The organism is Shimazuella sp. NTD248 (assembly GCF_059510395.1).
Genome location: NZ_JCAJZT010000010.1, coordinates 1 through 21,245, shown reverse-complemented (window position 1 = coordinate 21,245; position 21,245 = coordinate 1). Strand labels below are relative to the sequence as shown.

At 36.6% G+C, this 21,245-nt stretch carries 25 protein-coding genes; 20 read left to right on the top strand and 5 right to left on the bottom strand.

All coding sequences use genetic code 11. The features are described from left to right. Nucleotides 1–78: 78 nt before the first annotated feature. From AC5WOE_RS18055 to dnaG, 11 genes are all read left to right on the top strand, one after another. Nucleotides 79–468, top strand: a complete 390-nt coding sequence (locus tag AC5WOE_RS18055) for an Hsp20/alpha crystallin family protein (protein ID WP_496051470.1) — start codon at nucleotides 79–81, stop codon at nucleotides 466–468. Nucleotides 469–489: 21 nt separating this feature from the next. Then, nucleotides 490–708, top strand: coding sequence for a spore germination protein (locus tag AC5WOE_RS18050; RefSeq protein WP_240877064.1), 219 nt, complete (start codon nucleotides 490–492; stop codon nucleotides 706–708). After that, the gene (locus tag AC5WOE_RS18045; protein ID WP_496051471.1) at nucleotides 708–1,010 is read left to right on the top strand and encodes a hypothetical protein; all 303 of its coding nucleotides are present in this window, start codon (nucleotides 708–710) and stop codon (nucleotides 1,008–1,010) included. The genes AC5WOE_RS18050 and AC5WOE_RS18045 overlap by 1 nt, the downstream gene beginning before the upstream one ends. A 984-nt stretch (nucleotides 1,011–1,994) precedes the next feature. Beyond that, entirely contained in the window at nucleotides 1,995–2,648 is a 654-nt protein-coding gene (locus AC5WOE_RS18040) for a peroxiredoxin-like family protein (RefSeq protein WP_496051472.1), read from the top strand. A 46-nt stretch (nucleotides 2,649–2,694) separates the two neighbouring features. Continuing rightward, nucleotides 2,695–2,838, top strand: a complete 144-nt coding sequence (locus tag AC5WOE_RS18035; protein WP_496051495.1) for a hypothetical protein — start codon at nucleotides 2,695–2,697, stop codon at nucleotides 2,836–2,838. Nucleotides 2,839–3,038: 200 nt separating this feature from the next. Then, on the top strand, nucleotides 3,039–3,704 hold the full coding sequence (locus AC5WOE_RS18030; protein ID WP_496053172.1) for an NAD(P)H-dependent oxidoreductase: 666 nt from the start codon (nucleotides 3,039–3,041) through the stop codon (nucleotides 3,702–3,704). Between the two features lie 287 nt (nucleotides 3,705–3,991). Beyond that, a complete protein-coding gene (locus tag AC5WOE_RS18025; protein WP_496051475.1) occupies nucleotides 3,992–4,429 on the top strand; it encodes a DUF3592 domain-containing protein in 438 nt (145 codons plus the stop codon). 519 nt (nucleotides 4,430–4,948) lie between these two features. Next, nucleotides 4,949–5,689: a class I SAM-dependent methyltransferase gene (locus AC5WOE_RS18020; protein WP_496053171.1), complete on the top strand. Its 741-nt coding sequence runs from the start codon at nucleotides 4,949–4,951 to the stop codon at nucleotides 5,687–5,689. Nucleotides 5,690–5,710: 21 nt separating this feature from the next. Then, a complete protein-coding gene (locus AC5WOE_RS18015) occupies nucleotides 5,711–7,570 on the top strand; it encodes a tetratricopeptide repeat protein (RefSeq protein ID WP_496053170.1) in 1,860 nt (619 codons plus the stop codon). Beyond that, the gene (locus tag AC5WOE_RS18010) at nucleotides 7,554–8,558 is read left to right on the top strand and encodes an HPr kinase/phosphorylase (protein WP_496053169.1); all 1,005 of its coding nucleotides are present in this window, start codon (nucleotides 7,554–7,556) and stop codon (nucleotides 8,556–8,558) included. The genes AC5WOE_RS18015 and AC5WOE_RS18010 overlap by 17 nt, the downstream gene beginning before the upstream one ends. A 20-nt stretch (nucleotides 8,559–8,578) precedes the next feature. Continuing rightward, the gene (dnaG, locus tag AC5WOE_RS18005) at nucleotides 8,579–10,372 is read left to right on the top strand and encodes a DNA primase (RefSeq protein WP_496053168.1); all 1,794 of its coding nucleotides are present in this window, start codon (nucleotides 8,579–8,581) and stop codon (nucleotides 10,370–10,372) included. 160 nt (nucleotides 10,373–10,532) lie between these two features. On the opposite strand, the gene AC5WOE_RS18000 is transcribed toward dnaG, so the two are convergent. Further along, nucleotides 10,533–11,837, bottom strand: coding sequence for a helix-turn-helix domain-containing protein (locus tag AC5WOE_RS18000; protein WP_496053167.1), 1,305 nt, complete (start codon nucleotides 11,835–11,837; stop codon nucleotides 10,533–10,535). Nucleotides 11,838–12,061: 224 nt separating this feature from the next. On the opposite strand from AC5WOE_RS18000, the gene AC5WOE_RS17995 reads away from it, so the two are divergent. The 3 genes from AC5WOE_RS17995 to AC5WOE_RS17985 are packed head-to-tail and all read left to right on the top strand — an operon-like array spanning nucleotide 12,062 to nucleotide 12,948. Beyond that, nucleotides 12,062–12,274, top strand: a complete 213-nt coding sequence (locus AC5WOE_RS17995) for a hypothetical protein (protein WP_496053166.1) — start codon at nucleotides 12,062–12,064, stop codon at nucleotides 12,272–12,274. Beyond that, entirely contained in the window at nucleotides 12,231–12,590 is a 360-nt protein-coding gene (locus AC5WOE_RS17990) for a hypothetical protein (protein ID WP_496053165.1), read from the top strand. Before AC5WOE_RS17995 ends, AC5WOE_RS17990 begins: the two co-directional genes overlap by 44 nt. Nucleotides 12,591–12,606: 16 nt before the next feature. Further along, entirely contained in the window at nucleotides 12,607–12,948 is a 342-nt protein-coding gene (locus tag AC5WOE_RS17985) for a hypothetical protein (RefSeq protein WP_496051483.1), read from the top strand. A gap of 213 nt (nucleotides 12,949–13,161) precedes the next feature. Here AC5WOE_RS17985 and AC5WOE_RS17980 read toward each other — a convergent pair whose 3' ends face one another. Continuing rightward, nucleotides 13,162–13,806, bottom strand: coding sequence for a YczE/YyaS/YitT family protein (locus AC5WOE_RS17980; RefSeq protein WP_496053164.1), 645 nt, complete (start codon nucleotides 13,804–13,806; stop codon nucleotides 13,162–13,164). Between the two features lie 72 nt (nucleotides 13,807–13,878). On the opposite strand from AC5WOE_RS17980, the gene paiA reads away from it, so the two are divergent. Next, nucleotides 13,879–14,397 carry a spermidine/spermine N(1)-acetyltransferase gene (gene paiA, locus AC5WOE_RS17975; RefSeq protein WP_496051493.1) on the top strand — a complete coding sequence of 173 codons (519 nt, stop codon included), beginning with the start codon at nucleotides 13,879–13,881 and terminating at the stop codon, nucleotides 14,395–14,397. Nucleotides 14,398–14,650: 253 nt separating this feature from the next. On the opposite strand, the gene AC5WOE_RS17970 is transcribed toward paiA, so the two are convergent. Both AC5WOE_RS17970 and AC5WOE_RS17965 read right to left on the bottom strand, forming a co-directional pair. Beyond that, entirely contained in the window at nucleotides 14,651–15,094 is a 444-nt protein-coding gene (locus tag AC5WOE_RS17970; protein WP_496051485.1) for a carboxymuconolactone decarboxylase family protein, read from the bottom strand. Nucleotides 15,095–15,393: 299 nt separating this feature from the next. After that, on the bottom strand, nucleotides 15,394–16,242 hold the full coding sequence (locus AC5WOE_RS17965) for an alpha/beta hydrolase (RefSeq protein ID WP_496053163.1): 849 nt from the start codon (nucleotides 16,240–16,242) through the stop codon (nucleotides 15,394–15,396). Between the two features lie 434 nt (nucleotides 16,243–16,676). On the opposite strand from AC5WOE_RS17965, the gene bcp reads away from it, so the two are divergent. Genes bcp through perR form a run of 4 tightly spaced genes read left to right on the top strand, consistent with a single transcriptional unit; the run spans nucleotide 16,677 to nucleotide 19,105 of the window. Beyond that, the gene (bcp, locus tag AC5WOE_RS17960) at nucleotides 16,677–17,141 is read left to right on the top strand and encodes a thioredoxin-dependent thiol peroxidase (protein WP_496053191.1); all 465 of its coding nucleotides are present in this window, start codon (nucleotides 16,677–16,679) and stop codon (nucleotides 17,139–17,141) included. A gap of 24 nt (nucleotides 17,142–17,165) precedes the next feature. Then, on the top strand, nucleotides 17,166–17,951 hold the full coding sequence (locus AC5WOE_RS17955; protein ID WP_496053162.1) for a class I SAM-dependent methyltransferase: 786 nt from the start codon (nucleotides 17,166–17,168) through the stop codon (nucleotides 17,949–17,951). A gap of 4 nt (nucleotides 17,952–17,955) precedes the next feature. Beyond that, nucleotides 17,956–18,603: an endonuclease III gene (gene nth, locus AC5WOE_RS17950; RefSeq protein ID WP_496051488.1), complete on the top strand. Its 648-nt coding sequence runs from the start codon at nucleotides 17,956–17,958 to the stop codon at nucleotides 18,601–18,603. Nucleotides 18,604–18,646: 43 nt separating this feature from the next. Further along, nucleotides 18,647–19,105 carry a peroxide-responsive transcriptional repressor PerR gene (perR, locus tag AC5WOE_RS17945; protein WP_496051489.1) on the top strand — a complete coding sequence of 153 codons (459 nt, stop codon included), beginning with the start codon at nucleotides 18,647–18,649 and terminating at the stop codon, nucleotides 19,103–19,105. Here the strand turns inward: perR and AC5WOE_RS17940 are convergent. Then, the gene (locus AC5WOE_RS17940; RefSeq protein WP_240877050.1) at nucleotides 19,102–19,428 is read right to left on the bottom strand and encodes a YgzB family protein; all 327 of its coding nucleotides are present in this window, start codon (nucleotides 19,426–19,428) and stop codon (nucleotides 19,102–19,104) included. The two genes, perR and AC5WOE_RS17940, sit on opposite strands and share 4 nt — an antisense overlap. Nucleotides 19,429–19,546: 118 nt before the next feature. Between AC5WOE_RS17940 and AC5WOE_RS17935 the strand changes: the two genes are divergently transcribed. Further along, nucleotides 19,547–21,013 carry an MATE family efflux transporter gene (locus AC5WOE_RS17935; RefSeq protein ID WP_496053161.1) on the top strand — a complete coding sequence of 489 codons (1,467 nt, stop codon included), beginning with the start codon at nucleotides 19,547–19,549 and terminating at the stop codon, nucleotides 21,011–21,013. Nucleotides 21,014–21,245: the final 232 nt, after the last annotated feature.

Here is a 21,245-nt window from a genome sequence, read left to right as displayed (position 1 = left end):
TCTTTTAGTATATGGGGTGACCATCTCATCTCATGACGCATAAACTAGGCTAACGACAGAAAGAGGGGGTTTTTTGCATTGACAAAAAAGAGCTTTGCTGAGATTCATGAACTTGCTAAAGCATTCCTTGGAGAAGATTTTTTTCAAGAAATGGGTAATATTACGGCAGCTTCTTCCCCCTCACAGCCAGCGGCAGATGTGTATCAATCACGAAATGAAGTTATCGTGGTAGTAAATCTACCGGGTATGGAAAATATACACACCATTGATATCTCGGTAGAAGATACAAATCTTAAGTTAAAAGGAACATTTGAGTCTCCTTATCAAGCATATGAAGCAACATTGATGGAGCGAAAACGAGGAATATTTGAGCGGGAAATACCCTTAGGAGTAAAGGTGCTGCCTAAATATGAATCAGCGCGATACAAAAAAGGAGTCTTAGAGCTTCGCTACCGAAAACAAGTCTAATGATCAAAGGAGGAGGAGACGGTGGGAACCATAAACAACATTTTTAACTTACGCATCAACAGTGTATCCAGCACCGCCTCCGTGAACTTTGGTAACACGATCAATGTAGGATCAGAGAGCAATTCCAAGTCAGTCGGGGGATCTTCTCCAGTTGGCGATTTTTCCAGAAATGCGGATTTTGAGCGTAATATAAATATCGATCCAGATTTAATTGACCAAGGAAGGTCAGGTTTAATCTGATGATTAAAGTAAAAGTAGGATGTATTAACATAAATATAATAGATGGTGCTGCTTCCTTTAATATTGGTACAGCTATCAATCTGCAAAATACAGCCTATCGAGTGTTACAACCTAGACGACCAGAGGAAGAGCAACGACTACCCGAAGGTCCACTTGTTCCACAGAGGCCGATCCCCCCCATTGAACCAGAGCCGCCACAAAGGCCTGTTTTACCAGAAGGACCGTTGATTCCAGAGAGACCACACAGACCAAGACCAGTTAGGCCTTTTCGACCAATCCCCCATCCACGCCCAAGGCGTTAAGGTCAACAAATAATTTTGGTGATGACCAACCAGCACACAAAAATCGCTTGCTTCCTTTTTTTTAAGCGATTTTTGTGTTATTTTACATTTAATAAAATTAGCAAAAATACGACACTGTATATTATTTGGAAAGAGTTGTTTTAGTTGAATAAAAATGAATATGGATATTTTATTTATATTGGATTATTCATTGTGTCATTAATCTTGGTTAAGATATATGGTTGGAAGGACCCAATTTCAAGTTATATCTTTATTTGGATCAGTTTTACTGCATATATTTTAGACAGCATCTTTTTCAAAAAATCATTCCATAAATTAGGTCTTATTTTTCTCGTTTTGTTTTGTATCACAGCAACTATTTATGTATCCATATAAAAAGGGGTAGAAGAATGCTGGGGCTTGATAAGGGAACTATCGTTGCTCAATTTATCATTTTTTCTGTTTTGATAGCTGTGATAATTGGTATTGTCGTTTATACGATAAAAAAGATAAGAGACTTGCTGCGATAAGATACAGATTCTGAGTTATTTTTGGGGGCTAAAGCAAAAATCAAGTTTTTCGAGCATGAAACGATTTTTCAGATCAAAAGAAGCCGATCATTTTCCGTGTATGCAGGAAGATCGGCTCCTTTTGATCTTTATTAGGAATATTGTTAGAACAGCAAACAGAAAAAAGTACTATCGAACAGAAAGTTAGATGAACACATCCTGCTGTTTTTAAGTCTAGAAAAGCTTTCTGTCTCCAGTGTTATATGGTCTTTTAACATAGTGATCTACGACCGATTTGAAAAAAGTTATGAACGAATGTCACAAATCCACTCTCTTCCCCGTCTTAGTTAATGATAGATAAAAAGCGAAGGGAGGCATAGGCGATCCAGAAACTCGTATGGTTGATTGAATCATTCCCGCACTAGGTATTGACATTATTATTTGGACAGATTGGGTTTCGGGTATAGTCTGCGAAAAAATCCAAGAGGTGAAACAAATGACAAAATTAGTTGATGAAATCCAACAATTCGAAGAAAGCGTTCCAAAAGAAGCCATGACTGAAAACAAAAAAATGATCGCACAAGCAACAAAAGAATTGATCGAATCGAATGTAGCAAAGGGATTATCGATTGGTGAACAAGCACCTGATTTTACATTAAAAGATGCCACAGGCTCTTCCATTACCCTTTACGAAGAATTGAAAAAAGGACCTGTCATCTTAACTTTTTATCGAGGTGGATGGTGTCCGTACTGCAATCTTGAATTAAGAGCTTACCAACGAGTATTAACAGACATTAAAGCAGCAGGAGGACAATTAATTGCGATTAGTCCTCAAACCCCTGATTCTTCCCTCACGACAAAAGAAAAAAACGAGTTAGAATTTCTTGTTCTAAGTGATAGAAACGGGAGCGTTGCTGAAAACTACCATTTACTATTTCAGCTGCCTGATTATCAAATTGATATTTATAGATCATTTGGTGCGGATCTTACAAAACATAATGGAAATGATGCATGGCAGCTTCCAATTCCGGCAACTTATCTTATTGACCAATCAGGAAAAATTCGATTTGTGAGTGTAGATCCTGATTTTACAAAAAGAGCAGAGCCTACAAAAATGGTAGAATTGTTAAAAGAGGTTCGCAGGCCGTAAGGGTGGTCGGGAAACCACTGTAGTGTGAGTAACAGGAAGAAAGCGGGTGGCTGTCATCTTGGAAAACATAAAAACGGAACAAATTTATACTGAATATAAACCACTACTATTCTCCCTTGCTTACCGTATGCTGGGCAGTGTCGTGGATGGGGCACATACCGATTTTTTCCGGCTTGGCGGACAATTTTAAAAAATTGTCTGCAAGTGTAACTTACCGTATTACCATGGTAAATGGCCTGCCTGGAATCGTCATATACAGCTAAAAAAACGATATCTGTCATTTCTATCCAGATTATGAATAATCGCATCGTTAATCTTTACGCTGTTGCAAACCCGGATAAATTGACACATGTTCATCTACAAAAAGCAGAAATGGAAGGTTGATTCCACATGATAGGAACAGAAAATAAAAAACAAGAAATTTTAGAAGCTTACCAGTTTAGACATGCTTGCAAGACATTTGATACCAACAAAAAGATTTTAGATGAAGATTTTCACTTTATTTTGGAGACGGGAAGGTTATCACCCAGTTCCGTAGGCCTTGAGCCATGGAGATTTGTTGTCGTTCAAGATCCGAGCCTTCGTGAAAAATTAAAACCCGTCTGCGGCGGGGCCCAAGGACAACTGCCTACAGCTAGCCACTTTGTAGTTATATTGGCTAGGAAAGGCTTAAAACACGATTCGGCTTACGTAATCAAAATGATGAAAGAAATTCACCATATGCCTGATGAAGTTGTTCACGTTCTTTCCGGTTTCTATAAATCCTTTGTCGAAACAGAACTCGAAGATAATGACCGTCTCGTTTTTGAATGGGCAAGCAAACAAACATATATAGCATTGGGAAATATGATGACAGCTGCGGCTCAAATTGGTATTGATTCTTGTCCAATCGAAGGTTTTGATAAAAAGCAGGTGACCTCTATTTTACAAGAGGAAGGGATCATCAAAGACAACGAATTCGGCGTATCCTGTATGGTCGCTTTTGGATATCGGCAAGATGATCCCAAACGTCCCAAAGCGAGACAAACTCTCGAGGAGATAGTTGAGTGGCGATAAACTTTAGATGATATTTCTCAATATCAGAAGACATGTTTTACTAATCGATGTCTTAAGAGGGGGTTGCTAAAGGCGACTCCTTTTTTTGTTTGGTGTCTCTACTGTAGAAATGCAGATGAAACAATATAAACTATGAGGATATTGATGTTTTTTCTGAATTTAGAAAGGCGTTTATGGTGGGGAATAAATATATTTATTTGAATAGTTGACAATAAAATTCTGATTAAGATTATCTTGAATCGCTTTTGTTAAAATAGAGTAGTAGGCATGAAAAGAGGTGTAAAAACATGATACTTTTACCCAACATAATGTTGCTTCCTGTCGTGATACTTGTCGCAATTGTTCTTTGTTTTATTGTATTTATTATCTTGTTACTGAGATTACCATATGAATGGAATTTTACCTCTTTAGCGAAAGTTGCAGATGTTACTGTAAAAATGAAACGAGTAAATGTTTTGTTTTGGTCAAAAGAATACCAAGAAATCACGTTAAAAACCGATGATGAGCGTATATTTCGTTTCAAAAGCCGTTATCCAGTATCTAATTACTATATAAAATCAGGGGATTCGTTTAAAGTGTACTACCATCCTAAAAATCCTAAATATTATAAAATATACAACAGTTCCGAATTAAAATTTATGATTGCCGGCGTTATTTTTTGTGGTAGTGTGTTTTTTCTTATGATTTATCTGATATGGAGTTATATAGCTTCCTTTCATTTTTAGGGTGGATGATGTTCTATTAAATGATTGGATAGTTAGTAATATGTAAAAAATCCAGCTAGGGTAAACCTGCTGGATTTTTGTTGGTATAAGGGAAGTTCTATAATCAATTCGGTTCGACGATAGGATCATTATTAAACATGATATCCTTCTCATTCCTATTCTTCAAAATTAAATAATTTATTCTATTTTATCTAACTCTCTAGATTAAAAGATCTGAAATGAAACCAGCTTTTTCTTACATTGTTTTTTGGCAATAGATGAATAATTTTGAAAATATAAACTAAAAACAAATACATACAACAAAAATCATCAATAATGGATAAATATATAATGTTTGTAAAAATTTAAACATTGTTTTAGAATGAATGCCATATGAGGGGAGGTGTTAGTATGAAAAAAGTTTCCATTAAAATCATGAAGATTATCAAACCAATTGCGTACTGGTATCAAGGAGGAAACTAATATTTTGGGGCAAGAAAGATTCTTTCTTGCCCTGTATAAATGGAGGGAATGACAACAATGATGAACCTTGAAGAGTATAATGATCCAATATTATATGATATTGAAAATCCTAAAATTCTAGAAATTCCACTTATAAAAGAATACAGTCATCCAAAATGTTCTATTCTTGATTTAGCTTGTGGTACAGGCAGAGTCACTATTCCTCTTACAGAGCTTGGTTATCAGTTAGTAGGAGTAGATATACACGATGGAATGTTACTCCAGGCACGAAGTAAAGCGAAAAAATTAGGATTACAGATTAAGTGGATTCATGGAGATTGTACGAAATTAACATTAGATCAATCTTTTCCTTTAGTAATAATGGTTGGCACTTCATTTCAGCATTTTTTAACAAATGAAGCACAAGAATCGCTTTTTCAAAGTATTTCCCAAGTGCTTACTTCTAAAGGATATTTTATTTTTGATACAAGATTTGCTGCTGCGCCTGAACTGATACAAAGTTCACAACCAATTTACAAACGTACGCTTCAAAGCCATAACGGAAATGAATATGATCTTTACCACCAGTCCGTATATGATCCTTTATCGCAAATACAACACTATAATGTCTATCGTCGTTACAAAAAGGGGGAGGAAATGGTAAGTCGTATAAGTTTGAGATATACCTATCAACAAGAAATGGAAAGGCTTATGCGTTATACAGGTTTTTCTATTATTGAATGTTTTTCTTCTTGGGATAGACAGCCTCTTTATGCCAACAGTAAGAAAGTTGTCTATGTATGCAAAAAGAATGGATAATCAATGAATGGAGGTTTTTGGATGTGTAAGGAAAAAGAAGGGATTGTAAATATTATTTGTCCCAAACTCGCTTTAAAAAGTATCGAAAGTAATTTATTATGCGTTGACATATATCTACATATTATGAAACCATCACAAGTGACTAGAGAAACTGTTAAGTTTTTTCTACAAAGATTTGATTCGGAATTGTTTGATATCTATAAATCTACATTAACAGATTTATGGATTGAGGTTTCAGGTGAAATGTCTCTGATGGAAAAAACAAAATGGATTCAACCATTTCGATTTCCTCCAAAAGATCACTGTTTAAATGTTTCCGTAGATGCTGCCTATATGGTTAGTAAATTATTAGAAGAAGCTAATCAAGGGATTCAGTTGACAATTGAAAATGCCGAAGCACTAGATTCACTTTCAATTGAGTTTATCACAGTCTTGACTAGATGTTGTCCATGTAAGATTAACTTAATTTATTCTAATGTGGATTTAGCTGAAAGCATGTGTTCCTCTTTTAATAACAGCTTTGTAGAGGTGAATTATTATCATTCCTCTATTAAAGATGGTAAGGAGAAAGAGAATGATTGTTCCACTTATTCACTTAGCGAAAGATGTTCTCTTGAGAGTAATGAAAAAAAATATAACCAGCCAGAGTTTATTAACTACTTACGTGAAACCAACAATAGTGGGGAACTACTTAGTTCTCTTATAAAAGTAGCTGTAGACTACACGAATGGCGGTTTCTACTATTTTGCCAAAACATTTATTGATGAAGCATTGTCTCTCATACATGTTGCGTATCCAGAGGAGATTCAACATACATACCAACTTCTTCAATGTCAATATATTACCTTTGTCGTGCATTATCAAGGCGATATGGCATTAAGTACTGCCCATAAACAGCTAGAAATCGCTCATCTCCTAAATGACGAAAGTAAGATCATGAATTCTATTTACAATATTGCTATGGTTAATTTAAGGATAGTCCGAGATCCTGTAAATGCATTATCAATGCTGGATTCTTATAAGATGAAAAATACTAGTTCTAAAGAAAACAGAATATCAAAAGCTTTTTGCATGAATGCGAAAGCTTTTGCATTATTTCAGTTAGGCAGATTGGATGAAGCTAAATCTTTTATATTGAAAGCAAAACAAATTCTTGATCCCTATTCCGATGATCGTATTCGAATAGAACAAGCAACATTCCTTTATAATTATTCGCAAATTGAGTATTTCCAAGGAAATTATGAAAAAGCTCTATATTGGATAAGAAAAACCAAAGACTTCGAAAATGACTTTTTCCTTTTTAAGTTGGAGGAAGCAAATTACTTATCTGTTTTGGGAAAATACAAGGAAGCGCTAGATTGTTATTGTACTGCTCAAAAAATGACATCACCTAGCCCTGAACATTTAATTTCAAAAGCTCACACTGAGTATATGAATGAAGAGACAGGGAAGGCATTATCAACTTTAAGGGAATTAAGAATAAAGTTCCTCAATCGAGTAGAAGGGTACTTAGACTCTGCCACGATACTGATTGATTTCAATAAGGAATTTGATCAGGCTTTGGAATTACTTCGAAGAGCTTTAAAAAGGCACGAAAATAATTCATTCGTATGGTTTCGAATGGGAAATTTATATCAGGAATGGTCGAAATTGGATGAAGCTAAATATTACTACAAAAAGTCTCTTGAATTAAACAAAAATTTGGTAGAGTCTTGGATTAACTTATCCTGCATTTACTATGCGGAGTCAGATGTACAAAAAGCCCTTTCAGCAGTAAATAGGGCGTTGAGAATAGATCCAAACAATCAAGATGCAATGGAAAATAAGGAGTTTTTAATTCAACAAGGTAAAGTGGGAGAATGGCATGAAACAAATTGTTGAGAATGACATTGATTTTTTTATCCCGGATTCAGGTGAATTTCAGTATCCTGTTACCTATAGAAGAGATTTTTCCTACTTAGGTTATTTGGTGAGGGTTGAGTCTAATACTACTTTTATAGATAAGGTGATGGGATATTTTTTTGATGAAGTTAAAAGTGGATCAAACTATCAGGAAAAATTCTTTGTCCTTTCCATATTTGTTACGGAAAAATCTACACCTTTGCCAGTTCAACAAATACATAGAAAATATTGCAGTCAAAACAGGTATATTTGGCTCTTTGATAATACTGTAGGGATTAGCGAAGGTAGCAACAATAAAATAACTATATTCTTAACTCCAGAGGATTTGACGAACACTTACTGGTTTGTAAGGAGTTTTATGAGAGTCTTGTTAAATTACACCGTCTACAGACAAAGTGATTCTTATTGTTTTCATGCTTCTGCGGTAGAATTAGATGGTTCTGTGGTTATGTTATTAGGAAAAAGGGGAGCTGGTAAATCTACCTTGTCTCTTAATTGCATGAGAGCAGGTTTTCGATATGTGTCGGATGATTTAGTGTTACGTCACATAAATGACGATTTAACAGTATGGGGAGAGCCTTGGGTAACTTATATTAGATCAAACGAGATTCATATTTATCCCGATTTTAAACCAGATATTTATCCCAAAGACATGAGTAAAAAAGTACTAATCAATTTAAAAACATCGTTCCCCAATAAACTCCAATCAAATGGGTGTTTAGGTGCTGTAATTTTACTAGATAAAACAGAAAATCACACAGGTATCTATCCAATTGGCTACGAAGAAGTGATGGAATATGTTGATCCAGAACTTCATCTATTGAGACTTTCGGAAGAACAAGAGATAATAGATTTGATAAAAAAAGATGCAAAACATTTGTTTCAATCAGTACCAACATACAAGCTATTTACCAATTGTGATATTGATACAGCAGTTAGACATATTCGAATGATTGTAGAGAAGTAGCTTTTAGGGGAGTGATCCGTTTGAAAGGAAATATATCAGGGGAAGTTTTGGACGAGATACGAAAGCACTATGACATATTAGATATGGTGCAAGAGTATGTACAAGTCCAGAAATATGAAAACTACCATCTTGGACAATGTCCTTTTCATTCGGATAGGTCTACTTCGTTTGCAGTTTTGCAAGAAAAACAAATCTATCATTGTTTTGAGTGTGGCATGGGTGGGGACATGTTTACTTTTGTCATGGGAATCATGCAATTGACTTTTGAAGAGGCTGTAACCTATTTAGCCAATGAAGCAAATATTGCAGTACCCATCATGGATACTCCTTCCCATGATCTGGAAAAACAAGAAATTCAACAGATACGAGATGCATTAGATATAGCGGCAAAACTGTATCATCATGTATTGACAGCTACGATTTATGGTCAAAAAGGTTCTACATATGTGAAATCCAGAGGAATTTCGCCAGAAATGACCCAAAATTTCCAAATAGGTTATGCCCCAGATTCATTTGATTTTGCGAGGGATTTTTTGGGGAGGAGAGGATTCAGCTATTCTATTTTAGAAAAAGCGGGTCTACTTGCATTTAGCGAACGAAACGGCAACAAGAAATATTTTGATCGTTTTCGAGATCGGCTTATGATCCCAATACATGATGGCCAAGGTAGGGTAATCGGTTTTGGTGGGAGGTTAATTGGGGATAACGGACCTAAATACTTAAACAGCCCAGAAACACTTATTTTCCATAAACGGAAAAATTTATTTAACTTGCACCGTGCGAAGAATTCGATAAGAAAAGACAATTTGGTCATTCTGTTTGAAGGGACAACAGATGTTATTTCTGCTTATCAAGCTGGAATAGGCTCTGTTGTTGCTACACTTGGAACTGCTTTAACAGAAGAACAAACGAATTTGATTTCTCGCATTACGAAAAATGTTATTTTGTGTTATGATTCCGACTTTGCTGGACAGTCTGCTACACTTCGCGGTGCAGAGCTTTTGAAGAATCAAGGTTGCATTGTAAAAGTGGCACAAATGCCTAGTGGTTTTGATCCAGATGATTACATCCGTAAGTTTGGAAGTGATCCATTTCAACGGGACATCATTTCACAAGCAATGCCTCTATCCTTGTTTCAGCTTGAACAGCTAAAAAAAGCATATAATTTGCATGATGAAGATCAAAAAATGATGTACCTTGCCAAAGCCATAGATTTGATTAACACTCTCCCCAGAGTAAAGGAACAAGACCAATACCTCTATATGCTTTCCACAGAAACAAACATATCATTTTCCGCGATTAGAGAAGAGCTAAAGAAGCGTCCCATAAAAAGAAACAGAGTCAATCAACGGCCACCTGTTATGAAGGGGATGCTTTTTGGGTCTAAGTATATGTCCATTTCTGAAAGGTCAGAGATGCTATTAATCGCACATATGTTACAAAATAAAACGGTTGCCAGATGGGTAAAAGCACATATAGGAACAGAGTTCCAGACGGATATTTACAGGGAAATAGCTCAATATCTGTATAATTACTACTCACGGGGTGAGGAAGCAAACATCGCGAAATTTATGTCAGATTTACCTGTAGCAAAACTTGTAAACAAAACGGCTGAGATAGGTATGTTAATCATTGAAGAAAGCATATCGGAAAATGTGCTCCAAAGTTATTTGCAAAATATCAAAACTGCTCCAGTATTAAAAGATATACAAGAAAAGGAGAAAATGATAAAAGAACTCTCTGATTCTGATCCTGCCAAAGCTGCAAGATTGCTTAAGGAAGTGATAGAGCTTAGGAAGCAAGTTCAAGTTTAGGAGATAAATTTTTTGTGGGAATTTCTGTGAAATGTAAAAATCCAGCTAGGTAAATCAAAGCTGGATTTATGTAAGTAAAGTGATAAGTTTTTAAGGATCAACGGGGTCTCCTTCATAGGTATGTGTCATATTTTATATACCTCCTGATGTCCAATTGATATCAGTTTAACTTAACCTTTAGATACTTGTCCATATAGGTCTGTGCCATGCTCAAGTCTGTAGTTTGGTAGCAGCGGGACATCTTAGCATAGACATCAGGATCAATAATAGAGGCTTGTTGTTCAGCATTGGTTATAGCTTCTTTATAATACTTTAGGGCCTGTTTGAAATCATCAACTTTCATGCAGTAGTCTCCAAAAGTAACCAAAGCATGGTGATGTCGGACGCTATCTTCATTTCTTGTTCCTAAATCTACTGCTTTTTGTAGATTATTTTGTGCTTTTTCCATTTGTCCTAAGGACATATATAACGATCCTAACTGAGTATAAATTGATACAAATAAATGCTCTTTTTTAGTCTCTTTTTCTAATTGTAGAGCAAATAAAAGCCATTCTTCTGTTTCTTTATAATCTTTTTTTAACATACATATGTTACCTAATGATGTGATAAATTCTAAAGCGCGTTCCAGATTTTTATGTGATCTAGCTAACTCCATCCCTTCCAAGGCAAGCTGGTATGCTTCGTCATGAAATCCTTGTTTAGCTGTGATATTAGCTTGAATTTCCATCATATTTAGAACAATTTCATTACTTCGATACCACTGATCTTGTTCTTGTTGTAACATTTCTAGTATCTTCAAGGTTTCTTGATACCGTTGCATTTTTTCAAGGTATGATGCTTTATCACTTAATAAAGCATACTTAATAATCTTCCGTTCTCCATTAGTATTAAACACCTCTAGACCTTGATCCGTATACGATAATGCTTGTTCCAAATTGTGATGAAAATAAAAAGCGATTCGCCCCAATTCCTTATAACAAGCAGCACTAATATTGGAATAACGAAGGTCTGGGTATTTGATCACATCTTGCAAAGCTCGTGTAAAACGATCACTAGCTTTGACATAGTTTTGTTTATGATAATAACACCGTGCCTCCAAATAAAGATAAACCACATACAAAGGATGTTTCTCCTCTACGTTAACCTTCCTGAGTTCCCGATGTGCTTGTTCTGCTCCCAATAAATCAATCTTTTGTTCTATCCGTAGTAAGGTTTTTGCCCAGCCTTCTTCTACATCATTATCTAAGTTGACCATTTTTGGTAGCTGCTTAGGGTCGATATCGAGTAGTTCACAGTATTCGATAATTTTTTTCTCTGATACACCGGAAAATCCACGTTCGATGTTGCTCATACTGGAGGAAGAGAGATGGGCTGCCATGTTGGATAGATTACTCAATGACAAGCCTTTTTTAGAACGCTCCCTGCGTAAAACTCTTCCGATGCTTGTCCGATCGAGGTTCAACATTTTTCTATCTCCTACAAAACCTACTTTTCATCCTTATTTGACAAGAAACTCCATTTATCCTTTATTTGTTTTTGGATATAAACAAATAAATCAAAAATGGAGAATGTAAAACAGGAATATGCAATAACTGAATATAATAATCAGTAAATATATAATATTTGTAAAATTAAATTATATATTTTAAAATAATATCAATCACAGTTGATGATAAGGGGAATCAGATTATGGGGTTAAACATTAAAGTTGAAGGAGAGAGCAAAGTGGTTCGGGACTTTATCACGTTTCTTAGGACAGATCAGCGTTATGCCTTTTATGATGCTGCGAAGTATGTTTATTCTCCTGATAGAGATATGGTGGAGTTTGTGTTTGAAAAGGCGGATGGAGGTGTTAGGTTTGGAACAAACACAAATCTTCCAGTTAGGCAAAGAGATCGCTAGATTTTTGGTCACCTGTTGTGAAGGGGAGCAGTATGTATCGTTAGTCGAACAATTTCGGGCGGCTCGCTCGCGACAGGCATTGATCGATGTTCTCCATTCCTTTATCTATTATGGAGAAGCAATGGAGGTACAAGCCAATCGGCTGCGTGTAACTTCCGCGAAATGGCAGACAGTATGTCAATTTATTCGTCATGGAAAAATGAAGGAAGTACGGCACCTTCATGTTTCCATGGTCTCTTGTATTGCGATGTTGGAGATGGAAAGAATTCGCAAGGCACAACAATATCTTACGAAATTATTAGGCGGTTTGGAGTAAGGAAGGGGGAGTTTCCATGCTGACGATGATACTAAAAGGAAAACAAGGTGATCTTAAAGGGTTTGTGACTCACTTAAAAACGCAAACCTTTATGACCATCGAAACAGAAGACTGGAAGGACAAAGAAGAGGTGGAATTTCAATTTACGACCAATATTTTTAAACCGACGATTCCTAAAGTTTGTTATGTGGTACTAGAGACAATGGATGGACAAGCGATACAAATTGAATTGCTTGGTCCTGTGGAGTCAAGGATTACCGATCATGTCACCCAAATAAAAGGATTTAGTTATGATGTTTTTGCGGCTCCAAATCCGAAAACCAAACAAGGAATACGATTAGAAACAAATGAATGCTAAATTTCATGAGAAAAGGATTTCAAAGAAGAGGTTCTTTTCTCATGAAAACTTAAATATAGCTTGAAACATGCTGATAGAAATGTCAATTCGGTCAGGTTCTTCAGACCTTTGGTAGATTTTTCTCTCTTTCCCTACTAATAAGATTACTATTACTCTGCTTTGTTCTCCATGGATCGATCCCTATAAGTATTTTGTCGACAAGCTGAAAGCAATCTATATGGAATGCTTTTTATCTCTATCATCATTTAATGATGTATGTGAGTGTATCAATAAGCAGTCTAATACTTTTTTGGTAAATGGCATAAAGTTATTGAGTATTATTCCACTTAAACAAACGGTTAATAAAGTTCCAACACCAATTGGTCCATGTAAAATCATTGCTATTATCAAGAATACGAGGTAAATGAGTGTTCTCGAAAAAAATATATTTGTTCTAGTTAATTCTTGTATGATTAATGTTAATCGATCAATTGGAATCGGTGCGAAATTTGTGTGTAAATATGTTGCAGTCCCTAATCCGATAATAACTAAGCCGATTCCAAAACAAATAACTTTGCTGTACCATAGTTCAGGTGTTATCAAGTTGTGCAATAAAAAAAGCCACATATCAATACCAATACCTGTTATGAATGCTGTTAACAACCCGAAAACTTCTGGTCTTTGTCTTTTTAAAAATGAATTACAGCATGTTACTATTAAAGCTATTATTATTTCCCAACTCCCCACAGTAAGCCCTACATTTATGGACAGTCCTACCAAAAGTGCATCAAAAGGTGAAGTTCCAAGGTCTGAATGTATAGTAAAAGAAATACCAAGGGTTAATATTAAAATTCCTAATACATAAAAAACATATTTCACTTTACTCGACCTCTTTCCCATTTTTTGTTTTAGATGCAGTGAAATTGTAAAATAAAGGAGAGAGATATGAAAATGACTACAAAAATAAAAAAGTGTACCCTTGAAGATTTACGCAAACTTCAAGAAATTAGTTATGACACATTCAATGAAACATTTAAGCATCAGAATTCACCTGAAAATATGAATGCTTATTTAGAAAAGGCATTTAACTTAAAACAATTAGAACAAGAAGTATCCAATATTTCTTCGAAATTCTTTTTTGTTTATTTTAATGATGAAGTTGCTGGATATTTAAAGGTCAATACCAAAAATGCTCAGTTTGAAGAAATGGGTGATGAATCACTTGAGATTGAGAGGATTTATATAAAGAGCACATTTCAAAAATGTGGGCTTGGAAAATATCTGTTGAATACAGCTATGGAAATTGCGAAGGAATGTAATAAAAAGAAAATCTGGCTGGGTGTATGGGAAAAGAATGAAAATGCTATTGCTTTTTATAAGAAAATGGGGTTTTTCCAAACCGGAACACAATCTTTTTATATGGGTGATGAAGAACAAATAGACTTTGTAATGACCAAAACACTCATATAATTTTGAAGGATAGGTTATTATGTATATTCTAAAATATTTAAGATCACAAATTTTGATGAAATTAGGGGTATTGCTCGGGTTGCATATGTCGGGTAGGTCAGGCACCTCTCCCCTCTAAGAACTGATCGTGCGAGTTTCCCTGCAATCAGCTCAAGCCTCTTCAGACGCCTTTGAAGGATGCGGCTTTTTAACAATAACTGTGAGGGGTATTGGCACAATCCTCAAAAGGAGGGGCCCTGCCTACTCGACTACTCTAGATACAACCGGGAAACATACCTGTGGAAATACCAATGCGATTCCATGAATTGATGGTATTGATCGCCAAAATCAAGTCCATATACTCTTTTTCATCAAAGTGTTTTCTTACGTTCTCGTATATTTGGTCTGATACTCCTTCGATTGATATGTTTGTAACAGCTTCCGTTAATGCAAGGACAGCTTTCTCTTTGTCTGTGAACAATGGGGACTCATGCCAAATCGGAATATGAATAAGACGGTTCACAGCTTCTCCTCTGTCTAGAAAAGTTTTTGAATGGGAATCGACACAGTAAGAACAACCATTAATTTGAGATGCTCTTATCTTGATCATTTCGTATAATGTTCGGTCAATTCCTGTTTTTAATACCGTTTTCTCCATTTGTAACATCAGTTCAAATACTTTGGGATTCACTTCACGATGATTAAAGCGCAATTTCATGATACTTACCTCCTGTGGTTTAAAATAGATATTAAAGATAATATATATCTATAATAATCCCGTTATTGCACGAGGTCAACTGAAATGGATATGATTGTCATCCATAAGTAGGATATGCTATCGGGTAAAGTATATTAGTTATGATATTTTTTGTGACTCCAAATAGGAAGAACATACTTGGATACATCTCATTTGAGAGCTAAATGTAACGCCAAAACTATCCTACTAGCAATAAGGATGGTTTTGGCGTTCGTAGATTTTTGTTAATTGTTTTCTATTTTTCATTAAAATAATAAGGATTATGGTCTTCCTGCTTCAATCAATTTCTCTGCAATTTGTTCAGGATCAGTGTGAACGGTTGTAAAGTGATCACCGGTTCCTTCAATATAACGGTATAAACCAAGATGGCTGGATTGTACTGGATGCCAACCGTAACCTGGTATTTGTGGAATAGCGGTATCTTCAGTTAGATTCAAATAGCTTTTAGGAATTTGTAAACTGTAAAACTTTTTGAGGTCCAACTTTTGAAACAAGGGACTCGCTGGTTCTGGGGAAATTTTGCTGTACAATGCTTTAGCTTCTTTACGACTAGCTGTATTTGCAAAAGCGTCACGGAACAGTGGGAATGGCAGCATAATTGTTCCGTTACCAGAAGATTCAAGAAGCTGACTAAACGTTGTTTGTATTGGTGGTGGAAGCTGGTCATATAGGCTTTCTCCGTCTTTTGGAACAATAGCATTAAAGAATACCAGTCGGTTAATGCGGTCAGGGACTTGTTCGGCCACTTTGACGATTACAGTGCCACCAAAGCTATGACCAACCAGTATTATATTTTTCAAATCTTTCTTCTTGATATAGTCCACAACGGATTTCGTAATTTGTTCATGGGTAACGTTTTTCATGTTTTTCATAGTGCCGTGACCTGCATATTCAGGGACATAAACTTTGTGGTCTTGTTTGCGAAGTTTGGAGGCTACTTCTTTAAAATAACTCGTGTCCGCCCATGAACCGTGAACGAGTACAAATGTAAGCTTGTCTTTTTTACCATGAGCAGTTATAGCAGATTTTGCATCATCTGCTTTAACTTCTATTAAATAGGAATTAAGTAAAGTAGTTATTGCTAGTGCAATTGCTACTAATCCAAACATCGAATATTTCCTGTATTTTTTTATTATCATTTCCTCCTTGTGTTTTTAATTAGATGCAGAGCTAAGGTCTATTTGCTTTAACAAATAAACTGTAGATTTCTATGAAAAGTACCATCATTTCATTCAGTATCCTGATAACAGGGACCTAGCTTAGTGGAATACTTGATGAATAGAAATAGTATGATCTTTATTTGTATGCTATTATGCATGATCGGTTTTTATGTATTTCCATGAACTTGTATTCCGAGTGTGGACTTTTTTGGATAATTCTCAGCTAATATTTTTATCCTTGCTGGTATTATAAGAGGAGCATCAGAAAATCCTAAGTAGAGCTGTGAATTTGATCCAGTATAATGAGAAACGCTATCGTATAGCAGAGTGCCAGGCAAAAATGATAGAATAATATGATACATGTTTTGGAGGTGTTTGTTTTGATCAATGAGGGTGATATTGCCCCAGACTTTACATTGCTCTCCAGTAATGGAACGGAGTCTTCCCTTTCCGATTTTCGAGGGAAAAATGTAGTTTTGTATTTCTATCCAAAGGACAACACACCAGGATGCACCACTGAAGCGTGTGATTTTCGCGATGCCTATGACAAATTTGCGAATTTGAATGCTGTTATTATAGGTGTGAGTAGAGATTCAACCACATCCCATCGCAAATTTGTCGATAAATATGATCTGCCATTTCTACTGCTTAGCGACACAGAAGAGACTGTCTGCAAACAATATGACGTCTTAAAAGAAAAAAAGATGTTTGGTAAAACTGGAATAGGAATTGAACGATCAAGCTTTATCATTGATAAAGCGGGGCAAGCAGTTAAGATTTATCGAAAAGTGAAAGTTAAAGATCATGTAGAAGAGGCACTTTCTTTTATCAAAGAAAACCTTAGCTAGATAAGAAGGAGAGGAAGAGAACGGATGGGGAGCCATACTGAACCCATTATGACGGAATATTACAATTTTTATGCCAATAATCCGACAGATATGGATCAAGATATTCATTATTATGTAGAACTAGCAAAACAAACGGGTGGTCCTGTAATCGAGTTAGGTTGTGGCACAGGTAGAATGAGTATCGCTATTGCCAAAGAAGGAATAGAAGTAATTGGTGTCGATTTTAGTACTGAGAAATTAGCGATCGCAAAGCAGAAAGCTGATGATTTTGGTTTATCCCATCGAATTAAATGGGTGGAAGCGAGCATCACAAATTTTCAGGTTCCAGGTGAGACGTTTCCTTTGATTATTATGCCTGACCGATCTTTTTTGCAATTGATCAACATTCGTGACCAACTTAGCACATTAAAATCGATTCGCCGTCATTTGGAAGAGGGTGGATTGTTTGCGTTCCATGCTTTTGTTCCCCATATGCGAAAGCTGATCGATATGGAAGGAAAGTATACGTTTAGAGGCAGCTTTCCAAGCGGTAATGATGAAATGGAAGTCTATGATTTTACAGAACTAGATACTTTTAATCAGATTGCCAATATAACAAGATATATGGAACGTTTTAATGCACGTGGGAAATCGGTCAGTCGAACAAAATCCAAAATCCGTCTTCGCTATATTTTTCCAGCTGAGTTAAGTCATTTGCTGGCTGTATGTGGCTTTAAGATAGAAAATCGATATGGTTCTTTTTATCGTGCACCATTTGATGCAAATAGCGAGGAATTAATTGTAGAGGCAGTTAAGTTAGCTAGGAGGTAGGGAGATGCGGGTTTCAGCAAAAAAAATTCTCGATATATTAGCAGATATGTACCCAGATGCGCATTGTGAACTCGAATTTGAAACACCATTTCAGTTGCTTATTGCTACCATCCTCTCTGCTCAATCTACTGATGTACAAGTGAATAAAGTGACCAAAGGTCTGTTTAAGAGATATCCTACGGCTGAAGCGATGCTTCAATTAACAGAAGATGAATTGGCGAATGAAATTCGGATGTTAGGTTTGTTCCGCAATAAGAGTAAAAATATCTACCAGACTTGTCGTATTTTGGTAGAAGAATATAATGGTCAAGTTCCAATGGAACGAGATGCATTGGAGAAGTTACCAGGAGTTGGAAGGAAGACAGCGAGTGTTGTTTTGAGCAATGCATTTGGTATACCAGCTCTTGCAGTCGATACACATGTACAGAGGGTGTCTAACCGCCTAGCTTTAGTAAAAAGTGAGACTCCTGTAGAAACGGAAAAACAACTGACAAAAAAGATACCAAAGAAAAAATGGCTAGATACACATCACCAATTAATTTGGCATGGCAGGAGACTGTGCATGGCACGAAAGCCGAAATGTTCCATGTGTGACCTGCTTCCGTATTGCAAATATGGGCAAGCTAACATTGACAAGATTATAAGTAAGTAGTTATTCTTAAGTTAGAATTATTTTCGTAAATGAGGTGAAACAAATGGCTAACGGCCGCTTGATGGAGGCAGTGGAAACTTTAAAAGTACAGGGAGTTCGCATGACCCCTCAAAGGCATGCCATTTTAAATTATTTATTGTCCAGTATTCAACATCCAACGGCAGATGAAATATATAAATCTTTATCTGATAACTTCCCCAATATGAGTGTTGCCACTGTGTACAATAATTTAAGATTGTTTCGTGAAGCTGGTTTGGTCAGAGAGCTGACATATGGGGATGCTTCTAGTAGATTCGATGCGAATATGAATGACCATTATCATGTCATTTGTCATCACTGTGGTCATATTACGGACTTTGACTATCCTGTCTTATCGGAAGTAGAAAAGTCTGCTAGTGAGATGACGGGATATGAAGTAAATACACATCGCCTTGAAATTTATGGGACATGTCCAAACTGTCAAAAATCATTACACGAAAAAAAAGAAGAGCGCATGTCCTAAGACAGTGGCTCTTCTTTTTTTGTTTCAGGTGCATCTTTTGGATCAACCGATAAAATTGCTTTGCAATGCATACATTGATCTCTCTTACCAAGAACTTTTGTATCTTTTCCACATTCTGGACAGGTGACTCTAAGAGACTGCGTAGACAATATGCCAACCCAAAAGTAAATCCCCACACTCCCCAGAACGAAAATCATTCCAAAAGCAATGAACAATGCCATCCAACTCGGAACTAGAAAGCCAATATACATAACACCTACTCCAATGAAAATAAGGAGTAGGGCAAAAGTACGTATTTTATTTAGTTTGCCTGATAGTAGCACAGGAAGAGCCTCCCCTCCAAGGCCTTATTGTATCACAGGTAAAAATAGTACAGAAAGATAAGGTGATTTTTTCTTTTTTGTTGTATACTGAGAATAGTTCTCAACGAAAGGTTTTATGGTGAAACACGCTAAGCACAGGAAAAGTTCTCATGGGAAGCACCGAAAGCAGCCTCCTTATAAAGAAGTGCTAAAGAAGACGAAGTGGTCCTTTTGTACCAATGTTTCTACGGTCTTGGGCGACTTCATCAACATGGCGTTCCTTTCCTATCTGGGTACAGCGGCCATCTCGGGTGTTGCAGCCACTGCTATTATTTCCTTTTTCTACGTAAGTGTAGACAAAAATGGCATGAAGCAAGCGACTGGTCGATATGTTGGACTATCTACCAGTGAGAAGCTAGAAAATCTGCCACCTAGTCTCCAGCGGGTGAAAGAGGAAGCAAAAGAGAAGAGGGATCTGGTACTAGTACAGTATATTACCTATAACTCTTTCTTCTCTAGTCTGTTTTTGGGTTTGCTAGTTGGAGGACTGGCCATTGCATTTCCAAGAGAAATTCTGGAAATTAGTGGAGCTGAACATACTGTTGCAGTGCATGGGGCGCCATATTTCCAAATTATCATGGGATGTGTCGTTTTCAGTTCCATTGCAAGCTGTCTAGCTAGTACACTCAATAGTCAAAAAGAAACAAAGAGTGTGATGATTGCAGCAACCTGCAGTTTTATTACACAAGTTTCGCTTGGATTCCTAGCGGTCAAAGTGCTGGATTTGGGGCTCAAGGGCGTGGCTTGTGCAAATGTAGTTGCGAGTGTGGTACAAGCTGTTATCCTCGTGTACATGCTCTACCATAGAGGATTTTCCAACCTTCTCGTCAAACTACGCCCTGATTGGCGTTTTCAGTGGGATACATGCAAAGAAGCGTGGCCTTACATTTTTGAGAAGCTGAGTTTTCAAGCATGTATTGCATACTTCTGGCACTGTCTTCAGGGGCATGATTTGGAAGTCTTGGCTTCCCAGCGAGTGGCAAATCAGATCACCCTTGTTCCCTTGGCTTTGATTACTGGAGCTTATCCTTTGATCACTGCCTATGTTTCGCAATACCATGGGGACGAAGCGTACAAATCGATTCGATCTTTCACCTCCATGATGCTTTTTGTAGGAACCTTTAGCTGTTTTGTACTGCTGATGGGAACCTACCTTATTGGTCCATGGGTGACAAGTCAGTTCTTTACGAACGATGAGAGCCTGTTGAAGTTGACTCAAATGTGGCTCTTGTTCCTCGTGTTTACCCATGGTTCTAATACAGCATTTCAAATCATGACGTACTCTCTGAAAGCTGCGGGATCGAATAAGATCACTTTGATCGGCAGCCTAGTGAGTAATGGTGCTTGGGGTGCAGCCCTGTATTTGTGGGGATCGACTGGGGACTTGATAGTGGTTTCCTCTCTGCAAGTAGTAGCATCATTGCTGAAATTCACCATTTTGGGTTGGTATTTTTACACTCAAAGGTGGATTCCAAAGCAAAAACCACAGAAAGATCCAGAGGAAGAACTAGGTGTAAAGCCAGTTCTGTCGACGCTTACTAGCTAAAAAATAAAAAGAGAAAAGTGAGCCAAGCACCCCATCTATTTCATATAGGCGGGGTGCAGAACATTTGAAAGGGATAAATCGGATAGAATTAGGAAAAACTTTTTTAAAAAAAGTGTTGACTATTTAAGTCTGTCCATGCTATATTATTTCTTGTCGCCGCGACAGTGCGGACAGACAACAAAAGAGAAGTTGTTCCTTGAAAACTGAAGAGTGAGATCACAAACCTGTTAAT